Source organism: uncultured Pseudoxanthomonas sp. (assembly GCF_947498795.1).
Lineage (GTDB): Bacteria > Pseudomonadota > Gammaproteobacteria > Xanthomonadales > Xanthomonadaceae > Pseudoxanthomonas_A.
The window spans coordinates 1-21,740 of the sequence record NZ_CANMLQ010000011.1; the positions used below are offsets into that span (position 1 = coordinate 1).

The following is a 21,740-nucleotide window of genomic DNA, read 5'->3' on the forward strand; positions in this document are numbered from 1 at the left end:
GGGGGCTGGGTTGGCTTCGCAACCCCCATCTTCCAGAGATGCCCCGGATGAACAACCTACCGAGAGATCACAGCTAGGCTTCGCTACCGTCGCAATTGCTGCGACGCTCTCGCCAGACGATCGCAGCTGGCCGGTGCCCCACACGCTACGCACGTCATGTTGTTTCGTCGCCAAGAACGCGAGAAGTTCCCCTACGAGTACCCCAGCCACCTGCGGGAATTGGCGGCTGAGCTGCCTAAGGCGCCTGGCGTGTATCAGTTTCACGGGGAAGAGCAGTCCGTCCCCCTCTACATCGGCAAGAGTGTCGATCTCCGGACACGGGTGCTCAGCCACCTGCGAGAGCCCGGCGAGGCCCGCATGCTGTCCCAGACGCGCCGAATCACCCATGTCCGAACTGCGGGCGACTTGGGCGCCCAGCTCCTGGAAGCTCACCAGATCAAGACGCTGCAGCCGCTCTACAACAAGAAGCTGAGGCGGACTCATCGGATCTGCTCGATAGCGCTGGATCTGGGAGGGGTGCGTTACGCGTTCTCCAACGAGCCCAACTTTCGTCTCCGGACGAACCTTTATGGCCTTTTCGGCAGCAAGATGGCCGCTATGGAAAGGCTTAGAGCTTTGGCGGACGAACACGAGCTCTGTTGCGCGCGCATTGGCCTAGAACGGACGCCGGCCGGCCGCCCCTGCTTCCGCCATTCAATCGGCCGCTGCCGCGGAGCCTGCGCCGGGAAGGAGGCCGGAAGCGACCACGACGAACGCCTGCTGACGGCGCTCAGGGGGATCGAAGTTGCCAGGTGGCCCTACAAGGGCAGAGTGGCGATCGAGGAGCGCGACGGGAAGCTTCGCCAACTCCATGTCATTGACCATTGGAACTACCTTGGGAGCGCCGGATCCTTGCGGGAGGCTAGGCGGATCAAGGGCGACGCGGGCCAATTCGACCGGGACGACTACTACATCGTGGCACGGCCGATCCTATCGGGAGAACTGACGGTGCGGGAGCTCTAGGCGGACGGTTCGCGCCGTCTCAGCTTCTGGGAAACAACGGGCCGAAGATCGCTCTATGGCGCTTCCCCAATCCTACCGCTGGTCAGACAACGCAGACGGCGGAGCCAACCTCTATCAGAACTACGCGTGCGTAGCGGCCATCAAGGCTGACGGCACCACGAAGCTGAAGTGGTGGCAGAAGGAGTTCCACTCCAAGGCGGCGAGCGTCGCTCAGGCAAAGCGGTTTGTCGAGCGGTGGATCAATGCTAGGAATAGTCCTCGGGCCTACGAATGCTCGCGGTGGCGCCGTCGCCACGCTAAGACTGCTGCGGCGCTGCCGCCCGCTAGGCGCCACGAAAGTGCATTCGTCTACAGGAAGCTCTTGAGGTCCAATGCCGCGGCGTCATCTTCCCGCGTGATCAAGGTCGACTCATTACCTGACACTCTTGAATCGATCGCTGATATTGGACAACCCCTTGAGCGCTTCGCGAAGGCCTCTAGTGCGAAAGCCACAGGTTGATCTCGAATGCTGATTGCCAACGGGGCGTCGCTATGTTGGCTGATGCGCCCTGCACTCCGCCGAAAAGAGGCAGAAGGATCTCAGCTCCTCTCATAGGAAACGCATCGTAGGGAGGCTACGACCAGAACCTTCTTCGACAGCAAGCTGTGCCATCTCTCCACGCTTGCCGCGGTCATCGTCGATCGGCATCGCAGTACCCACGGCGATCTTCCCGATCCAAGAGTGAGAAGGGGGCCTCACGCTCCAGCGAGCTCCGTTGGCCTGATTCTACGACGTGCCGAGTGAAAGCAGCGTAAGGGTGGTGTTGGTGACGGGCGAGGGCGGCAGCGTGCTTGGCCCGTTCGCGAGCGCCTACCCCGCGTTCCACGCTTCGATGACGAAACCGCCCACGGTCGCGCTACTGGATCTGGACCTGGATGGTAGGCCGTGCTTGAGATGGGCGGACGCGCTGGTGTCGCTCGGCGTGCCGATCGTGCTCCTGACTGGCTATGAGCCCGACATCGCTCCCTCGCTTCATGCCGGTGCCGCCTGGATCACCAACCCTGCGTGCGTGGATGACGTGCTGAAGGCGCTGTCTGCCGCGGTCGCATAGCGGTTAATGGCTTAGGGGCACTAGAACGCGCCTCCGCGACCTCCATCATCCTTGCGGGGACGTGGTGTCGTCCGTTCACTCCACGATCACCGCATGCAGGCGAAAAACATCGCCTGCAAGAAAGAACGCGTGGAGACGCCATGACCCCAGCTACCTCCTCGGCCGTCGAAGGCAAACTGCCGCGCCGGGCCGCGATCCTGCGCTTCCTGTTCCGTTACAGGAAATCGGGCGTATTCAACGGCCTCTCGCTGGAGCCCACGATGCTCGACGAGGGCGGCGACGATGATGGAAGTCCCGAACAGTTCGCCGATGAGCTCGAGGCGCTCGGCCCGACGTTCGTGAAGCTGGGCCAGATGCTGTCCACGCGTCCGGACCTGGTGCCGCCGGCCTATGCGTCCGCGCTGGAGCGCATGCAGGAGGATGTCACGCCGGTTCCCTTCGACGTGATCCGGGAGCAGGTGGAAGACGCGCTGGGTGTTAGGGTCAATAGGGCCTATGCCAGCTTCGAGGAGGTGCCGCTGGGGTGTGCGTCCTTGGCGCAGGTCCACCGGGCGCGACTGCGCGATGGACGCGAGGTCGCGGTCAAGGTGCAGCGGCCCGGCGTGGCGCAGCAGCTGATGGCGGACCTGGAACTGTTGCGTGGCATCACCGGCACCGCGGATCGCTTCACCGATATCGGACGCCACGTGCGTTTCTCCGAGTGGCTTGGGGAGTTTTCCCGCTCGCTGACGGCCGAGCTGGACTATGTCGCCGAGGCGGAGAACCTGGAGCGTTTCCGCGAGCACTTGGCGCCGTTCCGGCAGTTGTGGGTGCCGGCCCCCGTATGGGATTACACGGCCAAGCGTGTGTTGACCATGGAGCTGGCCGACGGACGTCGGGTGGACGAGATTTCCGGACTGCGACGCACCGAGCAGGACATGACCCCGCTGGCGGAGGATCTGCTGCGCGGCTATCTGGACCAGATGTTCGTGCATGGCGAGATCCACGCGGACCCGCACCCGGGCAACCTGAGGGTGACCGAGGACGGTCGCCTGGCCGTGTTCGATCTCGGCATGGTCGCCAACGTGCCGCCGCGCCAGCGCGATCGCCTGCTCAAGCTGCTCTTCGCCGCTGTGGACGGGCGCGGCGAGCAGGTCGCCGAGGAGTGCATCGCACTGGGCATCCGCCTGGAAGACTACGACGAGCCGAAGTTCCTGCGGGAAGTGGGACAGCTGATCGCGCGCTACGGCGCGCACCAATCGTCGATGTCCGAGGGACGGGTGGTGCTCGACCTGGTGCGCATCGCCATGCAATGCGGACTGCGGCCTCCGCCGGAATTGAGTCTGCTTGGCAAGACACTGTTGAATCTCGATACGGCCTGCCACCTGTTGGCGCCAGCACTCGATACGCAACGCGTGGTGGAAGACCAGCTGCAGCACGTGATGCGCGCGCGCCTGCGTAAATCGCTGTCATCGCCGAGCCTGGCCAGCGAGATGATGGAAGTGCAGGCGCTGCTGCGCGACGGTCCCCGAAAGGTGTCGGACATTCTCTCGTTGGTAGCCGAGAATCGCCTGCAGATGCGTCTGACCGGTCTGGAGGAATCGCGGTTGATGGAGAATCTCCAGAAGATCGCTAACCGCATCTCGGTGGGCGTCATCACAGCGGCGCTGATCCTGGCTTCGGCGATGATGATGCGCGTGCCGTCCGCGCATACCCTGTGGGGCTATCCCGTCGTCGCATTGCTGCTGTTCCTGCTGGGTGTGGCGCTTGGTGCGGGCATCGTCGTCAGTTCGCTGGTCAGCGACCACCGGGCGCGTTCGCGGGAGGAACGCGGGCCGCGATAGTTCCTTGTGCGGTGCCGCATACCTACATCGCATTCACGTCCGCATACTTACCGTCGATCGTCATGGATCAGCTTGACGAGCCAATGCTGGCACCACGCTGCCCGTTGTCGGATGAGGCGACCCAGTTCCGTCTGTTGCTCGACAGCGTCACGGACTACGCGATCTATATGCTCGACCCCAATGGATACGTTAAGACGTGGAATCCGGGCGGGCAGCGCATCAAGGGCTATTCGCCCCAGGAGATCGTCGGCACCCACTTCTCGCGCTTCTGTACGCCCGAAGGTGTGGCCGCGGGTTTGCCGCAACGTGGTCTGGATGCGGCCCGGAATGACGGTCGCTTTTCTGCGGAAGGCTGGCGTCTACGCAAGGATGGCACCCGGTTCTTCGCCAGCGTCGTCATCGACCCGATCTGGGTGGGCGATGAACTGGTCGGCTACGCGAAGGTGACCCGCGACATCACCGAGCGAGTACAGGCACAGCAACGCCTGCGCGAGGCCGAGGCGGCCCTGCTACAGGCGCAGAAGATGGAAGCCATCGGCAAGCTGACCATGGGACTCGCACACGATTTCAACAATCCGCTCGGCGTCGTGATCAATGCGCTGGAACTGATCACGATGCGGGTCAGCCACGATCCCCGGCTGACAAGGAACGTGGATGCCGCGCTGCGAGCAGCAGAGCGCGGCGCCCTGTTGACCCGCCAACTGCTGGTGACGCCCGTAGAAATGCCGGGAAGCGGAATCCAGCCGTCAGGCATTGATTCCAGCACGTTCCACCATGGCGTAAAGTTGTCGAGCACGTATTGCTGGCACTCGGGTTCTACTTCGCAGCACAAACGATCCGCACGATCCTCGAAGGCGCGGTAAAACGCGTTCATGTTCTGGCGCAGGCGGGGGATTTCCGCCTTGATCGCACGCAGCCTGGCATCAATTTCGGATTTGTGGAGCATGGGTGGGGCTCCGTTGTCTGCTGGCAGGATGCAGGGGAGGGTGTCGTCACGTGATGAAGTTCGCGAAGATGCCGAGAGGGTGATGCGCACGCGCCACACTGTAGGCATACGCCAGCAACGCACCACCGGCCAACAGCCAGCTCCAGCGGGGTAGAAGCGGTGGCCGTTCGGTCGTCATCGCGTGCCTGCAACCCACGAAGCCCGCCAGCGCCACCAACTTGACGAGCAGCCATGCATTGGCATACATAGCGCCCGGAAGGATGGTCAACAGCATCATCGCCGCCGTCAATAGCGAAACGTCCACTGTCCAGGTCAGGTATTTTACCGGGGTTTGTATGGATCTGAGCTGCGTGATGGACGACGTTGTAAACGAAAGAAGGAAGAAGGCCGCTACGAGCAGGCCCAAGAACACGTGCGCCGATTTGATCTGCAAGTAGTAGTGGATCATGTGCCTGTTCCTTCGATTGGATCTCAGTCTAAACATGTATTGATGCGATAACTTCACAATGAATTGACCTAAGCTGGACACCATACCGAACGGCATCGGCAACGAAGGAGTGAAGCGTGGACGCCACGAAGAAACTTTGGTTGGGGTTGGGAACCCTGCTGGTTGTCTCATTTGCAGTGTTGTTGTGGGCTGGCACTGAGATTTTCCGCAGTGCACCACCGATGCCCGAGCGTGTGGTCGCTGAAGATGGCCGTGTGCTCTACACGCGCGCCGACATCGAGCGTGGCCGCCAAGTCTGGCAATCCATGGGTGGCATGCAGCTTGGCTCCATATGGGGCCATGGTGGCTATGTCGCGCCTGACTGGAGCGCGGATTGGCTTCATCGCGAGGCGATGGCCATTCTCGACTCGTGGGCAGCGCTGGAGGGGGCGCCTTCCTACAGGGTATTGCCTGCCGAGCAGCAAGGGATGCTGCGCGCACGCCTTGAAGCCTTGATACGACCCAACACGTTTGAACCCAAGACGAAAACCATCACCGTGCCCGCGGTGCGAGCCGAGGCCATGGGCAAAGTGGCGGACCATTACGTGAGCTTGTTTGGCAACGCGCCAGAAACGGCGGAGCTGCGCGAAGCCTACGCGATGAAGAACAACACCGTGCCCGACGAAGCCCATCGGCGCGCGCTGACTGGCTTCTTTTGGTGGACAGCCTGGGGCGCCAGCACCGAACGACCCGGTTCGACCGGCGAGACCGTGGGTCCAGACCAGGCCGGAGTGACCCCCCAGCGCGTGACCTACACCAACAACTGGCCCAGCGAGCCACTCATCGGCAATCGCCCTCCGCCGTCGTTGTGGGTGTGGTCGGCCTTCAGTGTGCTGTTCCTGATCGCAGGTATCGCTCTGCTGGGATGGCACCACGCAAGAACCCGTGACGAGGACGAGCCAGCGCTGCCCGCGGTGGATCCACTGGCCACGCTCCGGATCACCCCGTCCATGCGGGCCACCGCGAAATACTTCTGGGTAGTGCTGGCGCTGTTTTTGTTGCAGATCCTGTTGGGGGCCATTACGGCCCATTATCAGGTGGAAGGGCAGGTGGCCTATGGTTACGCGCTGTCGGACATCCTTCCGTATTCGATCACCCGAACATGGCACACCCAGCTGGCAGTGCTCTGGATCGCGGTGGCGTGGCTGGCGACAGGCCTTTACATCGCCCCCGCCATGTCTGGCCACGAGCCGCGGTTCCAGCGATTCGGAGTGAACTTCCTCTTCTTCTCATTGCTGATCATCGTCGTCGGTTCCTTTACGGGACAATGGTTGGCCGTGATGCAGAAGCTGGGGTTGGAGCACAACTTCTGGTTCGGTCACCAAGGCTGGGAATACGCCGACATGGGGCGTTTCTGGCAGTGGTATCTCTTCATCGGCCTGCTGTTGTGGTTGGTGCTGGTCGGCCGCGCCCTCTGGCCCGTCCTGCGTGGGCCGCGCACCGAGACGCGCACGGTAGTGGGTCTGCTTTTCCTGTCCACCGTCTGCATCGGACTGTTCTTCGCCTCGGCGCTGATGTGGAACGAGCACACCCACATTTCTGAAGTGGAGTATTGGCGCTGGTGGCTGGTCCACCTTTGGGTGGAGGGCTTCTTCGAAGTCTTTGCCGCGGCGGTGATGGCGCTGATCTTCGTCAAGCTCGGTTTGGTGGGGCCCAAGTCCGCCACCACGGCGGTCATGTTCGCCACCATCATCTTCATGTCCGGTGGCGTTTTGGGCACCCTCCATCATCTTTACTTCGTGGGCACACCGACCGCGGTGGTCGCCTTGGGTGCGAGCTTCAGTGCGCTGGAAGTGGTGCCACTGGCCTACTTGGGCTTCGAGGCTTACCACACGTATCGGATGGGCCATGCCACGCCTTGGATGGCACGTTACCGTTGGCCGATCCTGTTCTTCATCGCGGTTTCGTTCTGGAACCTGGTGGGTGCCGGCCTGTTTGGGTTCCTCATCAACCCGCCGCTGTCGCTTTACTACATGCAGGGCCTGAATCTCACGCCACTTCACGGCCACACGGCGCTGTTCGGTGTCTACGGCATGTTGGGCATCGCGTTGGTGCTGTTCTGCCTGCGAGGCTTACGCGGCCAGATGATCTGGAACACCGGTGCCCTCAAGACCGCCTTCTGGTGTCTCAACATTGGCCTGGCCCTGATGGCCCTGCTCACGCTGCTGCCATTGGGCACGTTGCAGCTACTGGCGGCCATTGAGCACGGTTATGCCTACGCAAGGTCCGCCGAGTTCATGCAAAAGCCGATCGTGGATATGCTGGTGTGGATGCGCGTGCCTGGCGACGTGATCTTCAGCGTGGGCGCCGTATCACTGGCATGGTTCGTCTTCAGGCTTTGGGTATCCCCGAAACCTGCAAAGGTGGCAGGCGCCATCGATGGGCCCGATCTACCTAATCACTAATGCTTCTGTGCCGGTGGCCTTAGGGTCACCGGCCACGTGAGAAAGAGACTGTTCCAGGCGCATGCAGGGGCAGGCACGCATTGGCGCAAGGAAGGCGCTGCCTGGGGCTACTATGTAGACGAGTGCCGCACCGTGGCGTCCGGAAGCATTTCCGGACGTGGATCCGTATCAGCTGGCCGAAGATCTTGCTGGTTTGGGTGGCGACGTGGGAGAGTGCCGCGAACAAGGACTTGGCATGACGCCCGCGGGCAGGTCGGACCTATCGCGACTTGGTGCGGGAATCCGGACCTTCGATTTCCGTCACCACTAGCTGCGGGTCGCAATGTGTTCCGCATGTCATGCCTGGGCGCCACTATTCATTGAGCGGATGCACGAGAGAGCTTCAGCGGGCAAACGCATCCTGCGTGCAGGATGCGTTGAGCGTCGCGGGGCTCGGGTAAAGGATCCATCACTCTGCATGTTGCAGCCAAGTGCTTTGCCGCAGGTGCAGGGTCAGGTAGTCGAAGTAGTGATCGATGTAGCTGATCCCGTTCTCGTGATCGAGCAGGTACGGATTCATCAGCGTGTGTCGCAATATCACCAGCCGGTCCGCGTCGGTGTCGTCCGTCATCGTGGCCGGGTCGACACCAAGGTTCTCGAGGATGCGGTGCATTTCGACATCGCCGATCATCGTGCGCTGGAGCGTGGTGATCGAGGCAAAGAACTGCTTGATCTGCAATGGCTGCTGGGGGTCGCAGCGCAGCTGATCGTGGAGATTCCGGACGAAGCTGTTGGCTCTCGCGATGTCGTCATTGCCCGACGGGTTAAGCGCAAGGCAGACTAGGTTGCTGTCCGGATGGAACGGTACGCATGCCTTGATGGTCGTGGCCATCTCCTCCGCAAAGCGCTGGGCCCGTACCAGGAATGCTTCCGCAGCCAGCACCGTTTGCCGTGGCATGAGGCCGAAGTGGGCGTGGTCCAGCGGCAGCACACGGTGTGTAACGTAGACGGCAGCGGCGGCAGCGCCGGATTTGGAACCCTCTGGAACGAACTGGCCTAGTTGTCGGTAGCGTGTCATGTAGTCGTCCGGACCACCTTCCCGGAAAACGTAGTCCGCATGTTCGGACAGAAGTTCCACCGCGCGATGGTCGCGACAGATGAAAGCGCCCGTGCCATAGGGGAGGTAACCGAGCTTGTGGGGATCGATGGTGACGGAGTCGACCTGGGACAAGGCCGAGAACGCGGCGTGCACTTCCGGCCGCGGAAAATCGCGGTACTCCTGTTGGATCTCCTGCAAAGGACGCAGTCCGCCGTCGGGCTGCCGGAATAGCGTGGCCAGATAGCCACCCCAGGCTGCATCCACATGGACGCTGAAGCCTAAGCCGTGCTTGCTGGAGCGTTCGCGTGCGACTACTACCTCATCGATGGGATCGATGGTGCCGTACTCCGTGCTTCCCAGCACGGCGACAGTCATTAGAACCGGTTGGCCATCGCATTCGCAGCGTTCCAGTGCTTCCTGAAGCGCTGCTGGATCCAGGCGCATGCCGTTGACAGGCAGTAAGCGAAGCTGCTCCCTGCCGAGTCCGATCAATTTCAGTCCCTTGCTCCACGAATAATGGGCCGTAATCGGCGCAAGCACGCAGGGCGGACGCAGGTCGCGGTGACGGGCGAAGAAGCTCACCATCCCAAGATGCTCGATGCGCTGCGCATTCACGCGCGTGCGCCAATGTTGATGATCCGGCTTGTTCTGGCGGGAAAGCCAGTGTCGCCAGCGTTCTAGCAGTTCGATTGCGGAAGACGGAGCCAGGTTGAACGCCTGCGAGACGTCCCTGGGCAGGTCGATGTCGGGCACCCCTGCTGCAAGCATTGCCACCGGGAATGCCTTGAGTGCGAGCGCCAGGCGCAACGCTTGGTAGTTGGCCAGCGTTCCACCCGAGGTCAGGTGTCCGAGCGCGCAATCCGGCCGTGAGGGATCCGAGACAAAGCCCAGCATGCGGGCCAGCTGCAGTCCCACCTGGACCTCCAGCTGCACGGTAATCGGCGCTGCGTCCTCGCTGACGTTGTTGGGGTTGTAGGGCAGGGTGAGGATCTGCGCCGCCAGGCCCGGCAGCAGGAGGTCGGAGGCCATGTGCCCGATGTAGCGAGGGCTGTGGAAGGGCACCGATTGCTTGAGCGCGGCCGACAGCTGATGCAGTTCACGCCTCATTCTGGCCTCGAACGCCTGGTATTGCGGATGCTGGGCGGCCGAGGTCGGAATCGCCGGCGGGTCTTCCGGATGAAAGTTCCGACGCCAATGGACATGGTCCCGCAGGAACTCCACCACCAGCTTCTCCAGCAGTGTGTCGTTCTCGCCGTAAGGCCCGAGGAAGCAGGCGGCCAGCATGTGGCGGTCCGACTGCGCTTGCGCATGGACAGGGGCCGCGGGCCAGGCTTGGGGAGTCTGTGTCATGGCCGAAGCCTAGGCGGCTTTGGCCGTGCCCTCTCTGATCTGGATCAACCGGCGGTCAACAAGCGGATCCGGCCGTTACCGCCGGACCCGCGACGACATGCCGCAGGTGAAGCAGCGCCCTTCGATGCGGTTGACACAGGTCAAGACCATCACCGCCGCGCATGACTAGTCTTCGGCGCGGCCAGGGCCACGTGTTGCGATGAATCATCGCGACACCCGTCGGCGGCAAGACGCCGGCGCGCGTCGCCCGACGGTCCCGGACTTTGTTCCCGCACTCACCACGAGCACTCCCTACCATGCACATCGAGAGGCAACGTTCTTCCCTTCCGGTCCGACGCGTCCCCGCGCCGGATGGCTCCTCGTTTCCGCTTAGTGAAGGTTGCGGACAGGGAGGCCCCGCGCTGCCTCCGCTTGCCATGCGCGCGGCGTTGCTGGTCGCGCTTTCGGCCGCCACCGCGGCCGCCGTCGCCACCCCTGCGGAAGGGAGCGAAGGGCGCCTCATCCTGGACGCCCGCTATCGCTTCGAGCATGTCGAGCAGGATGGCCCCTTGCAGAACGCGAGCGCCCACACACTGCGCACGCGGCTCGGTTACATGACCGCGACATGGCACGGCCTGAGCGGGCTCCTGGAGGTCGACGACGTGCGTCCGCTGGGGGCGGACCACTACAACGACACGCGCAATCGCCAGGGCGCCTACGCCGCCGTCGCCGACCCGCAGGGCACGTCGGTCAACCAGTTGCTGGCAAGGAGCCGCTTTGCGAAAGGAAGCGTCACGGCAGGCCGCCAGCGCATCAACCTGGACAACCAGCGCTTCGTGGGCGGCGTGGGCTGGCGGCAGAACGAACAGACCTACGATGGCGGTGTGGTCGAGTTCAAGCCGACCCCGGCCTCCACGCTCACCTACGCCTACATCGACAACATCGATACCGTCTTCGGTCCCGACGGCCCCGCCACGCCGGGCAGGACAGCGCCGGCCGACATTGAAGGCCACAGCCACCTGGTCAACGCCCGACATGTCTTCGGGACCTCCTTGACCATGGCGGCCTACCACTACCGGCTTGGCCTGGACAACATCGCGGTGAACGCCACGGCACCGCTGGGAACGCTGTCCAGCAGGACGACCGGCGTGCGGATGCAGGGCGTGCTGGGCGGCACCGCGTACACGCTCGAACACGCGTGGCAATCGTCGCTCGCCGGCAATCCCTGGCATCTGGACAGCCGTTACCGGCTGATCGAAGCCGGCCACCCATGGGCCGGCACGCAGTGGACGCTGGGGCAGGAAGTGCTGGGTGCAGGGCGCGGGCCGGGTGTGGGCAACCGGGCATTCCAGACGCCGCTGGCCACCAAGCATGCCTTCCAGGGATGGGCCGACGTGTTCCTCACCACGCCGGCGGACGGCCTGCGCGACGCCTACTTCACGGCGAACCGGCCGGTCGCGGGCGGGAAGCTGCAGGTGGCCTATCACGATTTCCGCAGCGACCGCGGCGGCCGACGCTTCGGCAACGAATGGGACGCCGCGTACAGCCGGGCGATTCCTGCGGCAACCGGGTGGGTGGCGACACTGAAATACGCCGCTTATGAAAGCGCTCCCGGATCGGGCACGACGGATACCCGCAAGTTCTGGCTGCAGGTGCAGTACACGCGCTGAGTCCCGGCGGCGAATGACGCGGGCTTGATCCAGGTCAAGCGGCAGGCGCAGCGGCGTCGCCAGAATGCGACGCTTCCGACCACGAACGGATGCCATGGCTTTCCACGATCTGCGCCACTTCCTGCAACATCTGGGTGACAGAGGAGAGCTGCAGCATGTCGACGCACCGGTGAGCGTCGAACTGGAGAGCACCGCGCTGTGCCAGCGGGCGCTGCGCGAGCAGGGGCCTGCCCTGCTGATGCGCAACACGGGCTCGGCGCATCCGCTGCTGGGCAATCTGTTCGGACACCGGCGCAGGATTGAAATGGCGATGGCTGGCCGGCCCATCGCTTCGCTGCGCGAACTGGGTGGACTGCTCGCGTCGATCAAGGAGCCGCGCTGGCCCGGCAGCCTTCGCGATGCGCTGGCACAGTGGCCGGAACTGGCGCAGCTGGCGCATGTCGCGCCCAGGGCGGTGACCGACGCAGCGTTCAACGAGCATGTGCTGGAAGGCGGCGACATCGATCTTGGCCGCCTGCCGATCCAGCGGTGCTGGCCCGGCGACGCGGCGCCGCTGATCACTTTCGGCCTGGTGATCACCCGTGGCACCCGCCAAGCGAGGCAGAATGTGGCCATCTACCGCCAGCAGGTGATCGACCGCGATCGCGTGATCATGCGATGGCTGCCGCATCGCGGCGGTGCGCTGGACCATGCGGATTGGCAGGCCGCGCAACCGGAACGTCCGTTCCCGGTGCTGGTGGCGATAGGCGCGGACCCGGCCACCCTGCTCGCAGCGGTGGCGCCCGTGCCCGACACGCTGTCCGAATACGAGTTCGCCGGCCTGTTGCGCGCATCGCGCACGCGCGTCTGGCACAGCGAACTGACCGGACTGGACGCCCCCGCGGGCGCCGAGGTGCTGCTGGAGGGCTTCATCCATCCGGACGACACCGCGCTGGAGGGGCCGTTCGGCGACCACACCGGCTACTACAACGCGCAGGGCCGCTTCCCGGTGATGACGATCGAGCGCATGCGCATGCGCTCGGACGCCATCTACCACGGCAGCTACATGGGACGTGCGCCATTGGACGAGCCGTCCGTGCTGTCGATGGCCCTCAACGAGGTCTTCGTCCCGATCCTGCGCAAAGTGTTCCCCGAGATCGTCGACTTCCACCTGCCGCCGGAGGCGTGTTCCTACCGCGTGGCGGTGGTCAGCATCCGCAAGCAGTACGCGGGCCATGCGCGGCGCGTGATGATGGGCGTGTGGTCGTACCTGAGGCAGTTCACCTACACCAAGTTCGTCGTCGTCACCGACGAGGACATCGACGTGCGCGACTGGACCCAGGTGATCTGGGCCATCTCCACCCGCGTCGACCCGGCGCGCGACAGCCTGCTGGTGGAGAACACGCCCATCGACTATCTCGACTTCGCCTCGCCGGTGGCCGGACTGGGATCCAAGCTGGGCCTAGACGCGACCCGGAAATGGCAGGGCGAAAGCGATCGCGAATGGGGGCGCCCCATCGTATCCGATCCCGGCGTGGAGAAGCGCGTGGACGCGCTGTGGGAGCAGATCCGCCTTGCCCGGTCCGGCATGGACGCCCACGCCGCACCGGCATGGGCGCGAGGCCCCGACACATCCAGGAGGCACTGATGCAACTCGTCTGTCCCGCCGGCAACCTGCCGGCCCTGCGCACCGCGATCGACGCCGGTGCCGACGCGGTCTATGTCGGCTTCCGCGACCAGACCAATGCGCGCGCGTTTCCCGGCCTGAACTTCGATGAGGAGGAGCTGCGCCAGGGCATCGCCTATGCGCATGCGCGCGGGCGCAAGGTCTACGTCGCCCTGAACACCTATCCCGACAGCGCGCGCCTGTCCCACTGGCAGCGCGCCGTCGATCAAGCCGCCGGGCTGGGCATGGACGCGATCATCGCCGCGGAAATGGCCGTGCTGCACTACGCGAGCACCCGCCACCCGGACCTGCCGCGTCATCTGTCTGTGCAGGGATCGGCCACCACCGCCGCCGCGCTGCGCTATGCGCACCAGCGGTTCGGCATCTCGCGGGCGGTGTTGCCGCGCGTGCTGTCCATCCAGCAGGTCGAGCGGTTGTGCACGGTGTCGCCGGTGCCGCTGGAGGTGTTCGCGTTCGGCAGCCTGTGCATCATGGTCGAGGGCCGCTGCCAGCTGTCCAGTTACGTCACCGGCGCATCGCCCAACCGCCACGGGGTCTGTTCTCCTGCCTCGTTCGTGCGCTGGGAAGAAGGCGAGGCGGGGCGCAGCGTGCGCCTGAATGGCGTGCTGATCGATCGGTTCGCACCCGCCGAGCCGGCGGGCTACCCGACGGTGTGCAAGGGGCGCTTCGACGTGGGCGGGGAGGTCTTCCATGCGCTGGAGGAACCCACCAGCCTGAATACCCTGGAGCTGCTGCCGCGCCTGGCGCAGGCGGGAGTGGCGGCGTTGAAGATCGAGGGCCGCCAGCGTGGCGCCGCGTACGTGGGATCGGTCACCCGCGTCTGGCGCGAAGCGATCGACCAGCAACGGCGCGCACCGCAGGGATGGCAAGCCCGTCCGCAATGGCAGGACACCCTGGCGTCCCACGCGGAAGGGCGGCAGACCACGCTGGGACCCTACCACCGTGCATGGCACTGAACCGATGAAACTGAGCCTTGGCCCGTTGCAGTATTTCTGGCCGCGCGAGCGCGTGCTGTCCTTCTATCGCGACGCCGCCGGCTGGCCCGTCGACATCGTCTACCTGGGCGAAACCATCTGCAGCAAGCGGCGGGAACTGCGCACGCGCGACTGGCTGGCGCTGGCGGAAGAACTCGCCGACAGCGGCAAGGACGTGGTCCTGTCGTCGCTGGCGTTGATCGAGGCCGAGTCCGAACTGGGCGTGGTGCAGCGCCTGGCCGACAACGGCCGCTTCCTGCTCGAGGCGAACGACCTGTCCGCCGTGCAGGTGTGTCGCGAGCGCGGCATCGGCTTCGTCGGCGGGCCGACCCTGAACGTCTACAACCACCATGCATTGCAGCTCTTGATGGAAGACGGGCTGCGGCGCTGGGTGCCCGGCGTCGAGCAGGGGCGGGAACTGCTGAAGGCGTTGCGCGCGGCCATGGACGCCGAAGGCCAACCGATGCCGGAGCTGGAGGTGATGGCATGGGGCCGCTTGCCGCTGGCCTATTCGGCACGGTGTTTCACCGCGCGCGCCGCGGACGTGCCCAAGGACCAGTGCGGATTCCGCTGCATCGAACATCCGGACGGGCTGCCGCTGGACACCCGCGAGGGCGAGCCCTTCATGGTGATCAACGGCATCCAGGTGCAGGGCATGGAAACCGTCGACATGGCGCCCGAACGCGATGAGCTGGCCGAATGCGGTGTCGGCATCCTGCGCCTGTCGCCGCAGCGCGAGGACATGGCCGCGGTGGTCGCGCACTTCCACGCGATGCTGCGCTCGCCGGTGCCGCCGCCCCGTCTGGGGGCGCGGAACGGTTACTGGCTCGGGCGCCCGGGCAAGGCGTCGCTGGCGGGACCGGCCCTCGACTGAAGGCCGGGTTGTCGGGAGTTTGCGTGGAGGCGGGCAGGGGTCAGCCGGCGTCATCGACGCAGAAGTGCGCACCCAGGCTCTTCCGGCGTTGCAGGGCCGCCTGCAGGAAACGGACCACGAGCTTTCCCTGCCACGTGTGGCCAAGCCCCGGGTGGACGGCGAGGTGGTCCAGGGCATCGCGCATGCGCGCGCGCTGGCGTACCGGGCCCAGGGCCGAGCCCGCGAGTCGCCGGAGTTCGCGAAGTACGGGCATGTCCGCGGCCTGGCCGCGATCGACCCAGCGCGGGTGCCCGTGCACGGGGGCATGCAGGCGGATGTCGGCGAGGCGGCGGCCCAGCCGGCGCCCGAACACCACCCCCTCCAGCAACGAATTGCTCGCCAGCCGGTTGGCGCCGTGCACGCCGTTGCAGGCCACTTCGCCGACGGCGTACAGGCCCGGCACGTCGCTGCTGCCGTCCAGGTCCACGGCGATGCCGCCCATGTGGAAGTGCGCGGCCGGCGTCACCGGAATGCGCTGGTGGCGCGGATCGATGCCGTGCCGTCCGCACAGGGCCAAGACCGTGGGAAACCGCTGCGCCCAGTCGCCTTTCAGGGGGGTGGCGTCCAACCAGACCCGCGTGCCTGTCTGCTGGCATTCCCACACCCTGCGCGCGACGTGGTCGCGCGGCGCCAGGTCCCCCATGGCGTGGTGGCCATCCATCACCGCGCGTCCCTGGTCATCCACCAGCCGCGCGCCGGCACCGCGCAGGGCTTCGGTGATCAGCGGCAGCGCGCCTTCCTGTTCCACGTCCATGGCCGTGGGATGGAACTGCACGAACTCCGCGTCGCGCAGGCGCGCCCCACAGGCCAGCGCGAGCGCCAGGCCGTTGCCGTCGGCGCTGGCCGGATTGGTGGTCGCCGCGAACAGCGCGCCGCAGCCGCCGGTGGCCAGCACCAGCTCGGCGCATTCGAGTTCCTGTGGCGGCGTCCGCGCTTCGATCAGCGCCACGCCCGACACCCGGCCGTCGCATAGCCTGATGGCGTCCAGCCAGGCCGGTGCCCGCCAGGTGATGTGGGGCGCCCGGCGTGCCGCATCCGCCAGCGCCTGCAACAGCGCCTGGCCGCTTGCATCGCCACCGGCGTGCACGATGCGGGAACAGCCGTGGCCACCCTCGCGCCCCAGCTGCAGCCCGTCACCGTCGCGATCGAAGACCACGCCCTGCGCCTGAAGCCAGCGCACGGCCCGGCCGGCGTCACCGACCAGGTAGTGGACGGCATCGTGGTCGTTGTGGTGGGCGCCGGCCGCCAGTGTGTCCCGCGCGTGGTCCGCCGCGGAGTCGTCGAAGGCCATGGCCGCTGCGATACCGCCCTGCGCCAGCGCGGTGCAGCCGCCGCTCCCGGGGGGCGAGCCGCCCACCAGCAGCACCGGCCTGGGCGCGGCGGACAGCGCGGTGACCAGGCCGGCGACCCCGGTGCCGACCACGACCAGGCGGTTGGCGGGCAGGTTCACACCCGCTCCCGCCTGCCCACCGCGAGCATCCGCTCGAGTGCGGCGCGCGCGCGGCGCGAGGTCTCAGCGTCGATCTCCACCCGGTGCCGCAGGTCGCGCAGGCAGTCGAAGATCCCGGGCAGCGTGATCCGCTTCATGTGCGGACACAGGTTGCACGGTTTCACGAACTCGATGTCCGGGAAGCGCGTGCGCAGGTTGTCGCCCATCGAGCACTCGGTGATCAGGGCGACCCGGGCAGGGCGTTCGCGTTCCAGCCAGCGGCCCATGGCGGTGGTGGAGCCGACGAAATCGGCTTCCTCCAGCACCTCCGGCGGACACTCCGGGTGGGCGATGACCCGCGCGTCGAATCGTGCGCGCGCATGCCTGGCCTGTTGCGCCGTGAACCGCTCGTGCACTTCGCAACGGCCCTCCCACAGCACCAGTTGCACGGACGTCATCGAAGCGACATGACGGCCGAGGAACTGGTCGGGCAGGAAGATCACCTTGTCGGCCCCCATCGATTCGACCACCTGCAGCGCGTTGGCCGAGGTGCAACAGGCGTCGGACTCGGCCTTCACCGCGGCGCTGGTATTGACGTAGGTGACCACGGGCGCACCGGGATGGCGCGCGCGCAGGGCGCGGACGTCTTCGGCGGTGATCGAGCTGGCCAGCGAGCAGCCGGCCTCGGGATCGGGGATGAGCACCGTCCGCTGCGGTGCGAGGATCTTCGCGGTCTCGGCCATGAAATGCACGCCGCACATGACCACCACGTCGCTGTCCACGGTGGCGGCGGCCTGCGCCAGGGCCAGCGAGTCGCCGGTGATGTCGGCCACGCCGTGGAAGATTTCCGGCGACTGGTAGCTGTGCGCCATGATCACCGCGCCGCGCTCGCGTTTTAGCTTGGCGATGGCGTCGATCCAGGGAAGATGGAACGGCCATTCCAGGCAGGGCACGCCACTGCCTGCACGTTCCATCACATCGGCGTAGCGCTCCTCCAGGTCGGGCGACCACGCCGGGCGGACGGCCGCGTTCATGCCGCCACCTTGCGGGACCGGTGGGCGCTGCGTGCGCGCTGCAGCAGCCGGGCGCCCCGCTGCAGCAGGATGCGCGAGCCCAGCGGAAAGCTTTCCCAAGGCATGCGGTCAAGCAGGTTGCGCAGCAGCAGGCCGAGTTCCGTGTCCCCGGTCAGCATCAGCCGGCGCTGGAAGAAGAGCGTGTCGGCATCCTCCATACGGCTGGCCAGCAGCAGAAGGTCGGTCGCGGAGCCGGTGACCATGGCTTCCGCCTCGGAATCGCTCCACACGAGACGTTCGCCATCCAGGCTCAGCACCCAGCTCAACCCCAAGTCGTTCACCTTGATGCCGATGTGGCGACCGGCAATAGGTTGCAGGCTATGCAATGCGTCGGATGACGTGAGCGCCCGCGTGAGCAGTCGAGGCACCGCGATGTGCTGCCACGAGACGGGAATGTGCTTCGCTAGGGGCCGCCAGTAGCGCGGAGGCGGAAGCGCTCCAAGCAGTGAATCGGTGACATACGAAAATTCAGCTGTAGACATGAAGAGTGCCTGCGATGGGTACGGTTGGAATGCCGCGTCGCATTGCCGCTGATGCGCATGTGCAATGAGCAATGACATAAGGCGTTCGCTGCTGTCGGGATCAAGCCCGCAGCGCTGCGCCGTGTCCCGGGCACGCGTGATCACCTGCGCTTCGCGTGTCGTGTCCAGGCGACGCCTGCCGGTACGCGCCTTGATCTTCCCGGCCCAGGCGGCCAGTCTCTGCCGATGGGAAAACAGTACGACCATACGATCGTCGATCCGGTCAATGGCAAGCCGGGTGCCGGACAGCGCAAGATCTCCGAGCCACGTCATCATGGCGCGTCAGTTACATTCGTGGTGAAAGGGATGGTCATGGCAGGACGTGACATCCGAACGGGATTCGGCAGTGACCATCCTAGGGAGCACTCAGAGCCCTGCCATTGACCCAGATCAAGGGGCGCGTTGTTGGGGTGCAAAGAGATGTCAGGGCGTGTGAGCTAGTCCAGCGTCTAGCCCCTCACCCATAGACTCCTTTGTGGCGGTGGTCGCCCTCGAGACGGTCGTGGGTGACGGTCGCGTACGGCCATACGTGCAGCAGCGCCTTGCGGTACTGCGCCAGGTTCACGCGTTCGAAGGCGGAGACGAAGCGCGCTCGCTCGGGCGAGACGGCGGGGTAAGCGACCTGTTCGCCCGTGGCCCCCAGCGTGCGGCTGAAGTGGACGGCAATGTCGCGGGTGGGTGCATCCGCGCCGCGCATCGACGCTACCGTCCACGGCAGTAGCAGCTCGACCTACCAGCCGGCGTCGTGCTCGCTGACCGCCTAGGTCCAGTCGGTGTCCCAGTCGGTGGCAGGCTGGTTCTCGTTGGTTACCACGCCATCCTGGACCGAACCGGAGAGGTCCACGCCGAAGCTGTAAGCGGTACGGCCGTCAGCGTCGAAGTCGATCATCACCGCGACCCGGTCGGCGCGCGTGTCCTGGCGGGGTCTGATGCGCGGATAGTCATCGGATTGTGTCAGGGTGAATCCCACCACTGGAGTTACCAGGATTTAGTGGACACCTGAGCGGCGGGACCGATGTGCCGCTTCGAACTCGATGGGACTAACGCCACCGAGGTAGCTGTGCCGACGGATCGGATTGTAGAAGCCTTCGATGTACTCGGATACGTCCAAGGCTGCCGTTTGGCGGTCCGCGTAGATGCGCTTCTTGATGCGCTCCTTCTTCAAGCTTCCGAAGAAAGACTCGGCAACTGCGTTATCCCAGCAGTTCGCCCGCCTGCTCATGCTTGGCTCAAGATGGTTGGCCTTGCAGAAGCGTCGCCACGCGTCGCTTCCATACTGCGTTCCCTGATCCGAGTGGATCAGGGTCTTTCTTGGGCGCCGAGCACGAACGGCCTTCAAGACGGCTTCTAGGACCAGCTCTCGATGAATCGTCGGCTTGACGGCCCAGCCTACGACCTTGCGCGAGAAGAGGTCCACGACGACGGCCAAATAGAGCCATCCTTGCCAGGTACGGATGTAGGTGATGTCCGTAACCCAGGCCTCGTTGGGCCTCGACACCGTGAACTGACGCTGCAGCACGTTAGGGATCAATGCGTGCGGCTTTGCAACCGGGATATGACGTATGCGGTAGCCGTGTAACGCCTGGAGGCCGTTCTCGCGCATGAGGCGTGCAACCCTGTGCTTGCTGCATTTCTCACCGCGTTCGCGTAGATCCTGCAGCACCCTGGGGGCGCCATAGATCCCGTGACTTGCGGTGAAAGATGATCGTATGAGACGTAGCAGGCGCGCATCTTCCTGGGCTCGATCGGACACCGGATGATCGAGCCAAGCGTAGTAGCCAGCACGAGCAACTCCAAGCAGCCGACACATCATCTGAACGCTGAACTCATTCCGATGCGACTCAATGAACTGATAAGCCCGCCGAGTCCGGCTTGGAACCTTCTTCGAAGACATGATGCTTGCCTCCCGCTGATCGCATGGATGCTAGACCTGTCCACAAGATGCTGGTAACTCCACCCAGCGAGTCCGCTTTGCGGCCGAAGACGTGCCTGCGCCAGTTGACTGACAACCAGCCCAGATCCTTTTCAACATCCAGACCGATCGAGCTGGCCTCAATCATGTCCCGCCGCTGACCGCGGAGCGACAGCAGAGCAGCGATCATGCGTTCCATGCCCGCGTCCTGGCTGGTGGAGCGCAGTTGCATGATCTCCAGGCAGTTGAACAGCAACGGGCGGACAACGCTGTAAGGCTGGATCAGGAATGGCAGGTAGTTGCGGCCTGCGTACGCCATATGTTCATCGCATTCGGCCAGCAGTGTGGAAATGTCCGCCACCAGACTCAGTCCGATGGCATCCACACGCTGTGTGTCCGTTCCGTCGATCTGATAAGCCTGCAGGATCTCCTTGAGCTGCGCGATAAGCGTATCAGCACGCTTGCCGTGCTCTACTTGGTAGGCCAACAGTCTTTGCTGGGCCGTGTTCTCCAGGTTCTGCATCAGCCGGATGTACAGGTCGGCCGCATCGTCCAATGTCTTGGCGTACTGGGACCGAATGAAGATCGTCGCCAAGGCATAGCGCTTGGCCGGCTTGAGTTCGGCCAGTTCGCTGGCATCGAGCGCACGCGCCATGGCGCGGAACTGCTTCAGCTTCGGAACCGGAATATCCACGGCCGGCAACTGCTGGGCCAGATGTTGCAGGCGTTGGATATGTTGCAGATAAAAGCGCACTTCCTTATTGGTGGGCCGTTTGGGCTCGCGCTTTAGCGCATTCCAGCCGGTATATGTGGCATTGGCCGGTGCGGCCAACAGTTCCTTGATCAAGCTCTTGGCTGGCGCGGTCAAGGCCTCATTGATGCTGCGGTAATACTGCTCATGCACCTGCTCGCGGGCCTGAACCGCAATCTTCTCCAGCGTACTGAAGCCCGGCAGCTCAAAGCGATGGTGAACCAGCTCCTCCAGCAGCACGTTGATGATGTCGGCGATGACATGCTTGGTTTGAGCGGCGGCCTGGGCCACCGTTGCCAGCCATTCCCTCCCGCTGACATCCAGCGGACGAACGCGCAGGAACTTTCGCAGGCGCGCCATATGGGCGCGTTTAGCGCCGGAGACGTCGTAGCGATTCAAGTCTCGGATGGATAGCGCCCGGCGCAGCCCGGCTGCCTGGGCAATATGTTGCCGAATCCGTTCTGGGACATCGGCTAGGATCACGAAGTAGCCCAGCCGCTGGAACATCTTCAGGTGAATGAGCACAGCCAACTGAGTGGTTGGCTGGGTCGCCATGCTACGTGCGAGGCGCACTTCGCCGCCGCTGGGCGTGTAAATCTCGTCCAGTTCCTTGGCCGTGGGATCAGGTTTCAGGCGCGGATACGCGGTCTCGTGCAGCGTCGCCATGCAG

At 64.7% G+C, this 21,740-nt stretch carries 16 protein-coding genes and 2 pseudogenes; 9 read left to right on the forward strand and 9 right to left on the reverse strand.

From position 1 onward, the window contains the following. Window positions 1-156 precede the first annotated feature (156 nt). The 4 genes from Q0907_RS17545 to Q0907_RS17560 all read left to right on the forward strand — a co-directional run bounded on the left by Q0907_RS17545 (window position 157) and on the right by Q0907_RS17560 (window position 4,779). Complete coding sequence (locus Q0907_RS17545; RefSeq protein WP_185896106.1) at window positions 157-1,002, forward strand: endonuclease; 846 nt, start codon at window positions 157-159, stop codon at window positions 1,000-1,002. A gap of 872 nt (window positions 1,003-1,874) precedes the next feature. Then, window positions 1,875-2,093 (forward strand): hypothetical protein, encoded by a 219-nt coding sequence (locus tag Q0907_RS17550; protein WP_299347169.1) that lies wholly within the window; start codon window positions 1,875-1,877, stop codon window positions 2,091-2,093. A gap of 140 nt (window positions 2,094-2,233) precedes the next feature. Beyond that, complete coding sequence (locus tag Q0907_RS17555) at window positions 2,234-3,916, forward strand: AarF/UbiB family protein (protein WP_185896108.1); 1,683 nt, start codon at window positions 2,234-2,236, stop codon at window positions 3,914-3,916. Window positions 3,917-3,978: 62 nt separating this feature from the next. After that, window positions 3,979-4,779, forward strand: coding sequence for a PAS domain S-box protein (locus tag Q0907_RS17560; protein WP_299347172.1), 801 nt, complete (start codon window positions 3,979-3,981; stop codon window positions 4,777-4,779). A 129-nt stretch (window positions 4,780-4,908) separates the two neighbouring features. Here Q0907_RS17560 and Q0907_RS17565 read toward each other — a convergent pair whose 3' ends face one another. Continuing rightward, window positions 4,909-5,310, reverse strand: a complete 402-nt coding sequence (locus Q0907_RS17565) for a SirB2 family protein (protein ID WP_185896110.1) — start codon at window positions 5,308-5,310, stop codon at window positions 4,909-4,911. A gap of 116 nt (window positions 5,311-5,426) precedes the next feature. Here Q0907_RS17565 and Q0907_RS17570 point away from each other — a divergent pair, with 116 nt between their 5' ends. Next, window positions 5,427-7,754: a nitric-oxide reductase large subunit gene (locus Q0907_RS17570; RefSeq protein ID WP_299347174.1), complete on the forward strand. Its 2,328-nt coding sequence runs from the start codon at window positions 5,427-5,429 to the stop codon at window positions 7,752-7,754. Window positions 7,755-8,202: 448 nt separating this feature from the next. Here the strand turns inward: Q0907_RS17570 and Q0907_RS17575 are convergent, their stop codons facing one another. Then, window positions 8,203-10,116, reverse strand: coding sequence for a pyridoxal-dependent decarboxylase (locus Q0907_RS17575; protein ID WP_299347176.1), 1,914 nt, complete (start codon window positions 10,114-10,116; stop codon window positions 8,203-8,205). Between the two features lie 482 nt (window positions 10,117-10,598). Here Q0907_RS17575 and Q0907_RS17580 point away from each other — a divergent pair, with 482 nt between their 5' ends. The 4 genes from Q0907_RS17580 (at window position 10,599) to Q0907_RS17595 (ending at window position 15,345) form a co-directional block, all read left to right on the forward strand. Continuing rightward, window positions 10,599-11,831 (forward strand): hypothetical protein, encoded by a 1,233-nt coding sequence (locus Q0907_RS17580; protein WP_299347178.1) that lies wholly within the window; start codon window positions 10,599-10,601, stop codon window positions 11,829-11,831. A gap of 94 nt (window positions 11,832-11,925) precedes the next feature. Next, window positions 11,926-13,458, forward strand: a complete 1,533-nt coding sequence (locus tag Q0907_RS17585) for a UbiD family decarboxylase (RefSeq protein ID WP_299347180.1) — start codon at window positions 11,926-11,928, stop codon at window positions 13,456-13,458. Then, window positions 13,458-14,453: a peptidase U32 family protein gene (locus Q0907_RS17590; RefSeq protein ID WP_299347182.1), complete on the forward strand. Its 996-nt coding sequence runs from the start codon at window positions 13,458-13,460 to the stop codon at window positions 14,451-14,453. Before Q0907_RS17585 ends, Q0907_RS17590 begins: the two co-directional genes overlap by 1 nt. Window positions 14,454-14,457: 4 nt before the next feature. Beyond that, on the forward strand, window positions 14,458-15,345 hold the full coding sequence (locus tag Q0907_RS17595; RefSeq protein ID WP_299347183.1) for a U32 family peptidase: 888 nt from the start codon (window positions 14,458-14,460) through the stop codon (window positions 15,343-15,345). A gap of 40 nt (window positions 15,346-15,385) precedes the next feature. Here Q0907_RS17595 and Q0907_RS17600 read toward each other — a convergent pair whose 3' ends face one another. The 7 genes and pseudogenes from Q0907_RS17600 to Q0907_RS17630 form a co-directional block, all read right to left on the reverse strand. After that, the gene (locus Q0907_RS17600; RefSeq protein WP_299347185.1) at window positions 15,386-16,834 is read right to left on the reverse strand and encodes an FAD-binding protein; all 1,449 of its coding nucleotides are present in this window, start codon (window positions 16,832-16,834) and stop codon (window positions 15,386-15,388) included. Beyond that, window positions 16,831-17,847, reverse strand: a complete 1,017-nt coding sequence (gene nadA / locus Q0907_RS17605) for a quinolinate synthase NadA (protein ID WP_299347186.1) — start codon at window positions 17,845-17,847, stop codon at window positions 16,831-16,833. Before nadA ends, Q0907_RS17600 begins: the two co-directional genes overlap by 4 nt. Beyond that, window positions 17,844-18,683, reverse strand: a complete 840-nt coding sequence (locus Q0907_RS17610) for a chorismate mutase (protein WP_299347188.1) — start codon at window positions 18,681-18,683, stop codon at window positions 17,844-17,846. The genes nadA and Q0907_RS17610 overlap by 4 nt, the downstream gene beginning before the upstream one ends. Window positions 18,684-18,864: 181 nt before the next feature. Then, window positions 18,865-19,104 (reverse strand): hypothetical protein, encoded by a 240-nt coding sequence (locus tag Q0907_RS17615; protein WP_245123382.1) that lies wholly within the window; start codon window positions 19,102-19,104, stop codon window positions 18,865-18,867. A 63-nt stretch (window positions 19,105-19,167) separates the two neighbouring features. After that, entirely contained in the window at window positions 19,168-19,380 is a 213-nt protein-coding gene (locus tag Q0907_RS17620) for a hypothetical protein (protein ID WP_299347193.1), read from the reverse strand. A gap of 15 nt (window positions 19,381-19,395) precedes the next feature. Then, window positions 19,396-20,262 (reverse strand): annotated as a pseudogene (locus Q0907_RS17625) (IS3 family transposase); the annotation flags it as partial. A 127-nt stretch (window positions 20,263-20,389) separates the two neighbouring features. Then, window positions 20,390-21,736, reverse strand: a pseudogene (locus Q0907_RS17630) (DUF4158 domain-containing protein); the annotation flags it as partial. Window positions 21,737-21,740: the final 4 nt, after the last annotated feature.

Bases quoted from the DNA above. Each gene is read 5' to 3' on its own strand.
- Q0907_RS17545 (WP_185896106.1), top strand. From the start codon at position 157: ATGTTGTTTCGTCGCCAAGAACGCGAGAAGTTCCCCTACGAGTACCCC.
- Q0907_RS17550 (WP_299347169.1), top strand. From the start codon at position 1,875: ATGACGAAACCGCCCACGGTCGCGCTACTGGATCTGGACCTGGATGGT.
- Q0907_RS17555 (WP_185896108.1), top strand. From the start codon at position 2,234: ATGACCCCAGCTACCTCCTCGGCCGTCGAAGGCAAACTGCCGCGCCGG.
- Q0907_RS17560 (WP_299347172.1), top strand. From the start codon at position 3,979: ATGGATCAGCTTGACGAGCCAATGCTGGCACCACGCTGCCCGTTGTCG.
- Q0907_RS17565 (WP_185896110.1), bottom strand. From the start codon at position 5,310: ATGATCCACTACTACTTGCAGATCAAATCGGCGCACGTGTTCTTGGGC.
- Q0907_RS17575 (WP_299347176.1), bottom strand. From the start codon at position 10,116: ATGCTGGCCGCCTGCTTCCTCGGGCCTTACGGCGAGAACGACACACTG.
- Q0907_RS17580 (WP_299347178.1), top strand. From the start codon at position 10,599: ATGCGCGCGGCGTTGCTGGTCGCGCTTTCGGCCGCCACCGCGGCCGCC.
- Q0907_RS17585 (WP_299347180.1), top strand. From the start codon at position 11,926: ATGGCTTTCCACGATCTGCGCCACTTCCTGCAACATCTGGGTGACAGA.
- Q0907_RS17590 (WP_299347182.1), top strand. From the start codon at position 13,458: ATGCAACTCGTCTGTCCCGCCGGCAACCTGCCGGCCCTGCGCACCGCG.
- Q0907_RS17595 (WP_299347183.1), top strand. From the start codon at position 14,458: ATGAAACTGAGCCTTGGCCCGTTGCAGTATTTCTGGCCGCGCGAGCGC.
- nadA (WP_299347186.1), bottom strand. From the start codon at position 17,847: ATGAACGCGGCCGTCCGCCCGGCGTGGTCGCCCGACCTGGAGGAGCGC.
- Q0907_RS17610 (WP_299347188.1), bottom strand. From the start codon at position 18,683: ATGATGACGTGGCTCGGAGATCTTGCGCTGTCCGGCACCCGGCTTGCC.
- Q0907_RS17615 (WP_245123382.1), bottom strand. From the start codon at position 19,104: ATGCGCGGCGCGGATGCACCCACCCGCGACATTGCCGTCCACTTCAGC.